At 70.7% G+C, this 11,234-nt stretch carries 9 protein-coding genes; 4 read left to right on the top strand and 5 right to left on the bottom strand.

The genetic code is table 11. The features are described from left to right. Positions 1-2: 2 nt before the first annotated feature. Positions 3-518, bottom strand: a complete 516-nt coding sequence (locus tag AC07CM_RS36360; protein WP_478880761.1) for a putative immunity protein — start codon at positions 516-518, stop codon at positions 3-5. A gap of 899 nt (positions 519-1,417) precedes the next feature. Between AC07CM_RS36360 and AC07CM_RS36365 the strand changes: the two genes are divergently transcribed. From AC07CM_RS36365 to AC07CM_RS36375, 3 genes are all read left to right on the top strand, one after another. Beyond that, positions 1,418-2,176 (top strand): DUF4344 domain-containing metallopeptidase, encoded by a 759-nt coding sequence (locus AC07CM_RS36365; protein WP_478880762.1) that lies wholly within the window; start codon positions 1,418-1,420, stop codon positions 2,174-2,176. A gap of 157 nt (positions 2,177-2,333) precedes the next feature. Then, positions 2,334-4,466 carry an FUSC family protein gene (locus AC07CM_RS36370; RefSeq protein ID WP_478880763.1) on the top strand — a complete coding sequence of 711 codons (2,133 nt, stop codon included), beginning with the start codon at positions 2,334-2,336 and terminating at the stop codon, positions 4,464-4,466. A gap of 165 nt (positions 4,467-4,631) precedes the next feature. Further along, positions 4,632-4,709 carry a hypothetical protein gene (locus tag AC07CM_RS36375; RefSeq protein WP_466330927.1) on the top strand — a complete coding sequence of 26 codons (78 nt, stop codon included), beginning with the start codon at positions 4,632-4,634 and terminating at the stop codon, positions 4,707-4,709. 104 nt (positions 4,710-4,813) lie between these two features. Here AC07CM_RS36375 and AC07CM_RS36380 read toward each other — a convergent pair whose 3' ends face one another. The 4 genes from AC07CM_RS36380 to AC07CM_RS36395 form a co-directional block, all read right to left on the bottom strand. Next, the gene (locus AC07CM_RS36380) at positions 4,814-5,533 is read right to left on the bottom strand and encodes a DinB family protein (RefSeq protein WP_478880764.1); all 720 of its coding nucleotides are present in this window, start codon (positions 5,531-5,533) and stop codon (positions 4,814-4,816) included. A 153-nt stretch (positions 5,534-5,686) separates the two neighbouring features. Beyond that, positions 5,687-7,897, bottom strand: a complete 2,211-nt coding sequence (locus AC07CM_RS36385; protein ID WP_478880765.1) for a WD40 repeat domain-containing serine/threonine protein kinase — start codon at positions 7,895-7,897, stop codon at positions 5,687-5,689. Between the two features lie 22 nt (positions 7,898-7,919). Beyond that, positions 7,920-9,944: a caspase, EACC1-associated type gene (locus AC07CM_RS36390; RefSeq protein WP_478880766.1), complete on the bottom strand. Its 2,025-nt coding sequence runs from the start codon at positions 9,942-9,944 to the stop codon at positions 7,920-7,922. Then, positions 9,934-10,278, bottom strand: coding sequence for an effector-associated constant component EACC1 (locus AC07CM_RS36395; protein WP_478880767.1), 345 nt, complete (start codon positions 10,276-10,278; stop codon positions 9,934-9,936). Before AC07CM_RS36395 ends, AC07CM_RS36390 begins: the two co-directional genes overlap by 11 nt. Positions 10,279-10,751: 473 nt before the next feature. On the opposite strand from AC07CM_RS36395, the gene AC07CM_RS36400 reads away from it, so the two are divergent. Next, a complete protein-coding gene (locus AC07CM_RS36400) occupies positions 10,752-11,108 on the top strand; it encodes a hypothetical protein (RefSeq protein WP_478880768.1) in 357 nt (118 codons plus the stop codon). Positions 11,109-11,234: the final 126 nt, after the last annotated feature.

An 11,234-nucleotide genomic window follows, 5' to 3' on the forward strand; every position in this document is an offset into this window, starting at 1 on the left:
CGTCAGCAGACGAACACCGACCAGCAGATGTCGTTCCGCAATCGCTGGTCGTCAAGTACGAGTTCGCGAATCGCTTCCGGAAGCCGGTCACGCTGCCATTGGCACTCGCGTCGCCCTGCGGCCTCACTCTCACCTTCTGGCGCGGCAGCACGTGCGGCCTTGATCGCGTAGGCGGCCGCACCGAGTTCGTGCGCGGCGACGTGTGCCACGACCCCGGCCTGGCCGGCGGCGTACGCGGCATGCCGTGCTGCGCCACGGAGGTCCCGGGCCGCGCCCATGGCGTGGCCGCCCGCCGCGCGAGCCCGCATCATCCTGACCTCGCCACGCACCCAGGCGCGGGCATGCGCGATCGCCTGGCGCGGCCGCGGGTCCTCGGGCTGAGCCGACTCGAAGAGGTCGAGGACGTGCTCCGCGCAAGCCGCCGCCCAGAGCGCGAGGAGATGGTGATCCGAATCGGTGAGGGTCCCACCACGGCGGATCGTCACGAAGCGAGGGTCCCTGACCTTCGGGAGGATCATGGTTGGCACTCCTTCCGTGGTTCTCCAACCTGCTGTCTACGTTGCGTCGGTGTCGTACGGCGGTGATGGATGGTTCCATACGGCGTCGAACCGGCTGATGACCCTGCGGAGCTCGCGGGCGCTTCCACGTGAAAGCGCCCGCATCACGGTGTCGAGGAGAGCACGTGCTTCGAGAGGGCTGTCGCAGCAGTACCAGTGCGCGTTGCCCCACTCATGGTCGCGCCACAGCTGGCGCTCGGGACGGTGGACGTAGCTCCTCCAGAGGCGCACGGCCGCGCTGACGTCTCCTGGCTGCAGATAGTTGCGGGTGTGCTCGAGGCGGAGAATCTCGGACAGTGCACGCGAGCACAGGCCGTCGATGGCCGGCCTCGTATCTGGTGTCCGGAGACGGGGGATGCCCGTCCGGAGATGTCCTGGCCGTCTACGCGGCATGGACCTTTCGGGTCGTCGTCATGCCGCACATGGTGCCACGATCTCCAACGATGTCTCGACCGGGTTCACCTCCTGGGGAGCGACCTGTCGGTCAATACGAATAGAGTGAGTGACAACTCCCTCTATACGGATGTTTGCTGACAGAGTGCCCGTCGGCCATGATCCGCATGTCTGGTTCGAGTCCTGCCTCCGGCATCGGGAAGTGGCTCGGAGGCCACGAGAGTGCGACCGCCCACCCCAACGCCTCGACCTGTGAAGAGAGCTGACAGGGTGCTGAGCAATGGTGCGTACTCGGCCATGTTGCGGACTGCTTTCGCGGGAGCGCTGCTCGTCGCCTGTTCGGCAGTCGCGTCGTGTGGCGCCTACACCTCGGAGGCCGAGGCGAACGGCAAGGTCACGGTCGTCTACAGGACAATGAGATCAGGCCGAAGGACCGGCATGCCGTAGAGGTGGTCCGGAAGTCCGGCGTGCTCGAGCAGACCGCCGACTGGGTGAACAACTCCGTCGCTCTCCCGCACGACCTGGTCGTGAAAGTGACCGACCAGGTCCCACCGGGGGTCACGGATGCGGTCACCCAGCCCGACGGCAGGACGATCTTCTTTCCCCCGCCGTTCCTGACCCGGATCGAGCGGGTCCTCAGCGACGTGGTCAAGACCATCAAGCGTCCCGCGCTGTTTCCCAGGGCGAGCTTCAACGCCGACGACCTGACGGCGCTCTCGACCCACTTCATCTTCGGACACGAGATGGGCCATGCCCTGCAGCGTCAGCTTCTCCTGGCGAACCTCGGCCTGGAGGAGGACGCCGCTGACGGGTTCGCGTCGTTCTACTCCCTGAACGAGGTGGGACCGAACCCGTCGCTGGCCACCGCCGTCCTCTTCGACGAGATCGCCCGCAAAGAGGGCAAGCTGACAATCGAGGGGCTCTCGAGCGATCACCCCGTCACTCAGCAACGGGTCTTCAACGTTCTTTGCAACCTCGAGGGAAGCGACCCCAGGAGGTTCGACGCACCCCTCGTCGGTGCGGGTTACCTGCCGAAGACCCGCGCCCCGTTGTGCCCGCAGGCATGGGCGATGCTGGACTTCGGCTGGTGGACCCAACTCCAGCCGCACTTCACCACGGGATTCAAGGATCAGGGAGACAAGGAGCAGGCGGCCGCACGCGAACAGCTCATCGCGGAGACGAAGGCCCTCGAGAAGGACATCGACAAGATCCGCACCGGGCAATGAACGTGGTGCGGGGCACGCGGCTGTCCCGTGCACGCGGCCGGCGGCGTGCCTCGAGTGTGCCAGGCACCCGATCGTGCGTGATCCTGTAGGGGTGTGGGGTGTCCCTGCCGGTCGGCTCCGGGCCACCTATGCGGCCTCGGGCCGCAGGGCGGTCCGCGTGACCCTGGTCGCGGCGACGAGCTTCTACCTCTTCCGCTACGGCCTCGACCGCCCGGTTGCGGCCACCTACGCCCTGTTCTCCACCGTGGCGCTGGGTGGCCTCTCCAAGATCCCCGGAACCGGCCGTCAGCGGGCCGCGCTGACGGCGCGCCTGTTGCCGGTGTGCTGGGTGCTGGTGGTTGTCGGCACCTATCTGTCGGTGCGGACCTGGAGCGCAGTCGTCGGCATGCTCGTGATCGGCTTCGCGCTGGCCTTCGCCGCCATAGGCGGGCCACGCCTGGCGGGGGCGGCACCGGGCGTGCAACTTCTCTACATCCTGCCGTCCTTCCCCCCGTACGATCCCGGCTCACTCGGCGACCGGCTGATGGGAACGACGACCGGGCTGGTCCTGTTCATCGCCGCCGAGGCCCTGATCCTCCCCGAGCCCGCCCCGACGCCGTACCGGGAGCGCGCTGCCCGGGCCGCGGAGACCGCCGCGCGCTGTGCGACACTCCTCGCGGCGCCTCCCTACGCCCTGAAGGACGCGGACATCCAGGCAGCCCATGACGCCGGGCACGCACTGCGCATGATGACCGTGCCGGAGGCGGAACGTCCCGCGGGACCCGGGATGCGCGATCGGGCCCTCGCCCACACGGGGATGGTCACCCGAACCCTGCTCAGCCGACTGGAGCAATGGTCCGCCGAGCCCGGCGAAGACCCCGGACCCGACGTGACCGCCGTACTGCACGCCGTAGCGCGACTGGCAACGGCGACCGCAGCCTCGCTGAGAGCGGGACCGTCACCGATGGCCGCGTACGAGGACCTGGTCGCGGCGCGCGCACGCCTGTCGGCTCTGTCCGCCTCCACGACCACCTCCGCCACCGTCCCCGCCGACGGGAACGCCCTCTCGGCACAGTTCCCGCCCGCAGCGTTGCGCCGGCACGCCGCCGTGCTGGAGATCGCCGACGCGGCGCTCGCCATGGGCACGGCGGCAGATCTGGCGGTACGAGGCCGACGGACCTCGCTGGATGTGTCGCCGAGTCGCTTCTGGTACGCCACGACGTCGGCCCCGGGGCTGTGGTGGCACCGGGTGCGCGGCCATGCCGAGCGCCGGTCGGTGTTCTTCCAGAACGCGGTGCGCATCGCCCTGGCCCTGGCGGCGGCCAGGACGGTGGCCGGGGTGGACACGCTGCCCCACGGGTTCTGGGCCATGCTGGCGACGCTCACCCTCACCCGGACGACCATGGACGAAACGCGGAGCACCATCCGGCTGGCGCTCACGGGCACCCTGGCCGGTGCCCTGGTGACCGCGGGGTTCCTGGACCTGGTGGGGGCCCACACCGTGGTGTACGCCGTCGTACTTCCCGTGTGGATGTTGTTCACCTTCACGGTGGGGCCGGTCAAAGGAGTCGGCTGGGCGCAGGGCCTGTTCACCGTGCTCGTCGCCCTCGTCTTCTCCCAGCTGGCGGCGCCGACGTGGCATCTGGCGGAGGTCCGGATGCTCGACGTCCTGGTCGGCAGCGTGATCGGCGCGGTCTTCGGCCTCCTGGCCTGGCCCCGCGGCGCCCATGACGAGTTGCGCAACGCGGAGGCGGAACTCCTCCGCAGGGCGGCCGAGATCGTGGTGGCGACCAGTGCCTCGGTGGCGGAGGGCGGTGCGGTGACCGCGCAGTCCGCGGTGCTGCCACGCCACCGGTCCCTGCAGCACGCGGTCATCCTCGCGGAGTCCGCGTATGCGCAGTTCCTGAGCGAGCCGACACTCTTCGGAGGAACGGGGCGGAGGGCGCCACTGCCCGGAGTGGACTGGCAAGCGACGCTGATGGCCGGCCACCACACTCTGTGGGGGGCGAAGCGCCTGCTGGAACCGCCGCTCACCAGGCTGGTCCCCGTGGCGGCCGAGTCGGTCAGCGGGCTGGGGGATCGGGTGTGCGGACGGATGCTGCTGGTCTCGGCGGCGATGGACCCCGGGGGCGACACCCCGGCAGCGCCACTACCGCCGATCGACCCGGAGCTCGAGGGGTTCGCGAAGGAGCCGCCCGGCGCCGCGCGCCTGTACTACGCGACGGTGTCGTGGCTGGACTCGCTGATGACCGATCTGGCACGGATCGCGCGCGGTGGGGCCGAGCACGGCGGAACGAGCGACGGGCACTGAGGTGTCTGGCGGGACGTGCCGCGGGCCGGCTCCCGGTGCCGGGCCCGCAGGCGCGGTTGCCGAGTCCACGGTGTGTGTCGTCGGCTCGCGCCCTCATGCCCCGTGTGGAATCGTGGAGGCCCAGACGTCAGGACCCTCTGACGTATCCAGGCGTGGGAGGTTGCCGTGTCCTCGAAGCGACGCCGGAAGAAGAAGAGCCGCCGCAAGCACGCCGCGAACCACGGGCGGCGGCCACAGTGCTAGGTCCCGCGAGCGCGCCTGGCTGACTGGAAAGCGCCCTGCTGGCCGAAGAGTTGCCGGCCGCAGCAGGCGGGCTCGGCTTCGAACGACGCTCGGCGGGACTCCCCTCAGCCGGCAGTGGTGGAGCGGGTCCGCCACAGGTCGCGGAGCAGCGCGACCTCGGACATGTGATGGATGAACTCGAGGTTGGCGCCCGCGAGCACGGCGATGAAGGGGCACTCGGCGTCGTTGCTGTACGGGTACTGCGAGAAGCCGACCGTGTCGAGCTGTTCGTCGGTGACGTCGGCGACGCTGTCGCGCCAGCGGTCGATCAGCGCCCAGAACCGCTCGAGTGCCAAGGAAGCGGAGGGGGTGAAGTCGACCAGCAGTTTCGGCTCCTGCCGTCGTTCACCGAAGGTCCATTCCCATTGGCCCGCGAAGTTGAAGTGCAGGTGAGCCAGCCGCCACGCGATGGTCGTGATCGGTGCTTCGTCGGGCTCCGGTGGGCCGGTGTGGGCGAGGACCTGCTCGACCCGCTCGACGCTCACACTCCAGTCGTCGGCGATCTTGGCGACGCTCATGCCGTCGGCGGCCTGCCGGGCGACCTCGGCGTACTCGCTTGCCGGGATGTCCGGGGCGCCCAGGTCGAGCACCCACGCGCCGGGCCCGAACGATCTGGGCGTGACCGCCTCGCCCCTGCGCCGGATCGACCAGCTCCCGGGCGCGGGCTCCCAGAGGTACTCCTCGTCGCCGAGCCCCGTCAGCCTTACCCGGGCCATCTCCCTGGCCTGGTCGAACTGGTCGAGCAGCAAGCCCAAACGGTCGGTCCGTATGCCCTCAGGCTCCATGTCCGGCTCCCTTCCCCGTAGCGCCTCGTGTCGCCTCGTACCTCACTGCGCACAGGCGGAAGTTAGCGGCTCCCCTCACGCGGGGCGAGCGAATTCCTCGTCCGCGCGGCGGTGCGGCAGGGCGGGCGCCCGCCGGAACGCTGAATCGGGAGATCAGCGAAAGGCGTTGACGTCCCACAGCTGCACGGCTCCGTCGTCGCCGCCGCTTCCGGTGGCCACCAGACGGCCGTCGGGGCTGAACGTCACGCAGTTGGGGTTCGCGACAGCGCCGCTGCGGATCCGGCCGAGCGTGCGGTGGCTCTCGACGTCCCACAACCGCAGTTGGTCGGTGTCCGCCGTGACCAGGGCCCGCCCGTCCGGGCTGAAGGCCACACCGGTGACGATGCCGGTGTCCTTGAGCTTGGCGAGCAGCCTGTGCCCCGCCACGTCCCACAGCCGTGTGGCGCTGTCCCAGTAGGCGACAGCGAGCGTGCGGCCGTCCGGACTGAACGCCAGAGCGTTCACGGAGAGAAAGTCTCCGACGGGCAGACCCAGTTGGCGGTGACTGGCCACGTCCCACAGACGCAGCCGTCCGTTGATGTCGCCCGTGGCCAGGACGCGGCCGTCGGGGCTGAACGCGAGGACGCTGATCGGGGAGTCCGGGTAGCGCTGAAAGGACCGCCCGAGCTGTCGCCTGCGGGCCACGTCCCACAGCCGCAGGTCACCGTGGTCACCGCCAGAGGCCAGGACGCGGCCGTCCGGACTGAACGCCACGCTCTTCACGGCGCCGGAGCCGATCCTGAGCGGCGCGCCGAGCCGGTGGTGATCGGTGGCGTTCCACAGCCGGGCGGTGCCGTCGTCGCCTCCGGTGGCGACGGTACGGCCGTCCGGACTGAACGCCACGCTGTTGATGCCCAGGGAGTTGGTGATCAGTGGGCGGCCGTCCTGCCGGCGGCGGGTCACGTCCCACAGCCGGGCGGTGCCGTCGAAGCTTCCCGTGACGAGGCTGCGGCCGTCCGGACCGTACGCCACGCTGGTGACGAAGGCGGTGTGGCCGAACAGGGTCACGGGTGGCTTCGCCGCGGGCGGGGTGGGGGAGTGGGAGGCGTCGGCGCGCGGGTGCGCGGAGGCGCGCACGGAGGGATGCGAAGAGGGGGCGGCATCTTCCGTACGGTCACGGGAAGGCAGCAGACTCCAGGCCAGATGACCGGCGAGCAGCACCGAGAGCCCGGCGAGCGCGCCGACTCCCGCGGCTCGCCAGGTACGTGCGTGGTTGCGCTCGGTGCCTCGGCCGGGACCTGACTCGGGCGCAGCCCTCTCACCCCCGTCCCGGGCCGAGTCGCCTTCGCCTGGGACCGCCGCACCGCCGGGCGAGCCTCCGACGGGTGGCCGCCCTCCCGTCCGTGTCTCCTGTCCGGCGTTCTCCCGGGCGTTGCAGTCTCGGCCGCCGCCCTCCCGGCCATCACTCTCCCGGTCGCCGTCCTCCGCCCCGGCGGTCTCCACGAGCCGCGTCACGTCTGCGACGCGCCTGGCGACCAGTGTGTGGACGGAGGCCGGCCAGGGGCGCTCCGACGGTGTGAACGCACCTACCTCCGCGAGGAGTTCGCCCGGTGTGGGCCGTCGGACCGGGTCCTTGGCGAGGCAGGACTCGATGATGCCGCGCAGCCGGTCCGGCACCGCGTCGAGGTCCGGTTCGGAGTGGACCACGTTGTACAGGGTCTGCGGTGTCGAGGGTCCGGAGAACGGCTGCCGCCCGAGGAACGCCGCGGCCAGCACCGCGCCCAGTGAGAAGACGTCGCCGCGTGCCGTGGCCCGGTGTCCTTCGGCCTGCTCCGGGGACATGAATCCGGGGGCCCCGGCCGGCCAGCCGGCCGGGGCCAGGGCGCTGCCGCCCTCGCGGTCCGTGGCGCGGGCGAGGCCGAAGTCGGTCACCTTGAGTCCGTCGGCGGTGAGCACGATGTTGGCGGGGGAGAGGCTGCGGTGCACGAGGCCGGCCCGGTGCACGTCGGTCAGCGCGTCGGCCAGGCAGGCGGCGAGCCGCAGCACCGGTTCCTCCGGCAGGCCGCCGACGACGTTCACCGCCTCGCGCAGCGAGACTCCGGGCACGAACTCCGAGACCAGCCACGGCAGCGGAGCGTCCGGATCGGCGTCGGTCAGCGGCGCGATGTGCGTGCCGGACACTCCTCGGGCGGCGTCCACCTCCCGGCGCAGCCGAGCACGGAATCCGGCGTCGTCCAGGAAGTGCTCGTGCACCCGCTTGAGGGAGACCGGGCGGCCGTCCGGCGCTCCGGCCAGCAGCACCCGGCCGAGGGCGCCGCCGCCCAGTTCGGCGTACGGCCGATAGCCGGCGATCACCGCGGTGTCCATTGCCCTGAGCGGCTTCATGCCCGTCGTCCCGTGAGGGCGGTCAGCGCAGCGTCCACAGGTTCACCTTCCCGGTGAGGACACCGGCCAGGGTCTTCCCGCGGGGGCTGAGAACGACGAAAACCGAGTCCGAGCCGCCGCCCGAGAGGTTGAACCTGCCGAGCCGGGCGGCGATCCTGCGGGTGGCCACGTTCCAGATCAGCAGCAGTCCCGCCTCGGTGCCCCCGATGAGGAAGGCACCGTCCGGGGTGAAGGCCAGGGATCCGATGATGCTCGCGACGCCTTCGTCGGCGTCGTCGGTGTAGGTGAAGCCGGTGATCTCCTTGTGGGCCCCGACGTTCCACAGGTGGACCGCCTTGGCGGCGGTGGCCCCGGCGAGGACCTTGCCGTCCGGGCTGAACGCGAGTGCGCCCACGCCGCTCTCGGTGCCGGCGAGGGTGGCGATCCGGTCGTACGTCGCCCCGTCCCAGAGTTCGACCAGTCCGGCGACGGTGGAACTGGCCAGGACCGAGCCGTCCGGACTGAAGGCGATGGAGTTCACCTCCTTGGTGATCGTGTGCGCGTCGGCCACGGCGCTTCTCAGCGTGGCGATCTTCGCGTGGGCACCGACGCTCCAGATCGAGATCGTTCCGATGCCGTTGCCGCCGGCCAGGACCGCGCCCTTGGGGCTGAAGGCGAGCGAACCGACCGTTACGGCGCCCTCGTCGATGAGCGTGGTGATGCGTTTACGGGTGGCCGTGTCCCACAGTGAGATCACGCCGTCGTGCCGGGCGCTCCCGACGGGCTCCTTGCTGTCCGCGCCGGCCAGGATCGCGCCGTCCGGGCTGAAAGCCACGGCGCGCACACCCAGGAAGGCCGGGCCGGTGAAGTCGGCCAGGGTGGTGACGGGACGGCGGGTGGCGACGTCCCACAGGCCGATCGCGCCGTCGAGGCCGCCGAGGGCCAGCCATCTGCCGTCCGGGCTGAAGACCGCGTTGGTCGCGCCGGACGTGTGCAGCGTGCCGGCCAGGACCGGTTTGGGGACGGCGCCCGCGCTCCCGGACGCTCCGGCCCCTTTGCCGGTCGTGTCCTTGCCCGACGACATGAAGGGGGCCAGGCCCAGCGGCGCGGCGACGGCGGTGACGCCCAGTCCGGCCAGCAGCAGGGTGCGGCGCCTCGGACGCGGGAGTCGGGGCCGCTCGCCCGGTGCGGTGCGCGCGGCGGCCGTCGGTACGTTCGCCGTCGGTGTGTTCGGTACTGCCGCCGTCGGCAGGTCCGCGGCGGGCAGGTCGGGGCCGGTACTGCCTGGTGGGCCGGGGTCCGAGCCGGGGCGATCGGCGTCCGTCCGATTGGCGGCGTTGCGGGCGAAGGGGAACTGGAAGGCGTCGCGTACACCGCCGTCGACCGGTTGGGGAAGCCGCTCGCGAAGAAGACGGGCCCGTGTCTCGACGAAGACCTGCCGCAGCGTCAGCTCCGCGGGTTTGCCGGGGATCCCGTTCCTCACCACGTCGATGAACGTGTGAGTGAAGTGCGTGAGCCGTCCACCGAGGGGGCTCTTGGCCTTCTCGTAGCGCGAACTGGCGCCGATGAAGTACAGCCCGTCCACCGGGGTGACGTCCGCCAGGTCGCCGGTGCCGGACTGGAAGTGGAACTCGGCGTCCAGGCCCAGTTCGGCGTGGCAGCAGTCCAGGATCACCAGCTTGGTCGCGGCGGGCGATCCGCGCAGGACCTCCGCCAGCCTCGGGTAGAGCAGCGCGGAGTCCGCGAGCACCTCGGGGTCGGCGACCGTACCCGTCAGGGCCAGCGCCAACTGCCCGTCGCGGGTGCGCATTCCGTGGCCCACGTAGTAGACGAGGAGGACGTCGGTGACGTCCCGCACCTGGGCGACCAGCTCCATGACGGCGTCCCGCGGGGTCTCGGCGTCCTCGATCGCCGTGATGCGCTCACGCGGCCAGCCGCACACGTCGCTGGTGAGCAGGTCGGTCAGGGCGCTGACGCAGGTGTTCGCCGGCAGGGGCCTGATGGCCGGATCGCGGTGGTGGGAGGTCCCGATCAGGATCGCCCGCGAGCGGGAGCGATCAGAGCTCATCGTTGAACAGGTTCTCCAGCAGCGGCAGGATCTCGTCGGCGTTCTTGGCGGTGACCTCCAGACGGTCCTCGCCGCGGCGGAACTTCAGGGTGATCCCGGGCCCGCGCGAGTCCACGAGCGACTTGACGATCTGCATCAGGATGGTGATCGCGCCGCCGGAGCAGGCGACCGTCACGAACTCCAGGACCGAGCCCTGCTCACCGGCCACGCCGGCGGCGGGCACGGCCCGGGCGCGTAGACCGGGCACGCCTCGCACCTCGTCGTAGACGGCGTCGAGGTCCTCCGGGCTCCCGGCCCGGATCTCGACCAGCCCAGCCGTTTCTGGCGCCACCATGTCCCCCGCCTCTCCTGGTGAAGTGCGATTGCCGCCCCTGAATTATCCAGTGGCGCATCGCCCCGGCGAAGCAATCTGGGCCGGTTGGGCCGTCAACTTCCACGTTTTGAACACGAGTTGCATCCGAACCAGCCGTTTGCGCCTTGCCGGCTCGGGCTGGAACGCCCTGAAGGCTGCCTCGTGGTCTGTTCGGCGCAGTGGCTTGTTACTCACTTTCGGGTGAGGAGGAGGCCGGCGTCTGATCCTGGACCGGAGACGCAGTCCGCCGTTTTGCGAGGCTGAGCACCTGATACGGCAACAAAACGGTGTATTTAAGTCATAGATGGCTATTACATACGAGTGTCACAGGAAACCAATCAATCGGTAACGACCCTCGCGAGTCAGCCGTCGACGCCGGGACGTGGGTTGCAGGGTGTGCCTGTGCGGTCGACCGGCCGCCACCCACACAACGCACCCTTGCGAAGGGGGACCTAGTGTCCGTTCTTGCTTCTGTCCGTCGTCTGGCCGCCGCTGTCGGCGTGGCCGCTGTCGTCGTGGGCGCGGCGGCAGTGCCGGCCGCGGCAGCCGACCCCTACCCGGGTCACTCGCGCGTCATCGGTGGGCAGCACGAGTACCCGCGGCCGGGTGGCCGCTCCTGGGATCACGACCGGCGCGACGGTGACGGCTGGCGCGATGGCGACCGCTGGCACGATGGCGACCACCGTCGCGACGGCGACGACTGGCGGCGTCACGGCGACCACTGGCGCGGCGGAGGTGGTTGGCACCACGGCTATGGCTGGCACCGCGGCTATGGCTGGCACCGCGGCTACGACCACCGACGCTGGCACTGACCGCTGAGCTGCGGCTTCTGGCCGGTGTAGCGGGGGGGGGGGGGGGGGGGGGGGGGGGGGGGGGGGGGGGGAGGCGGGGGGGGGGGGGGGGGGGGTCTGCGCCGGCTACCCGCTCAACCTGCAATA

The organism is Streptomyces sp. NPDC044061, assembly GCF_056434305.1.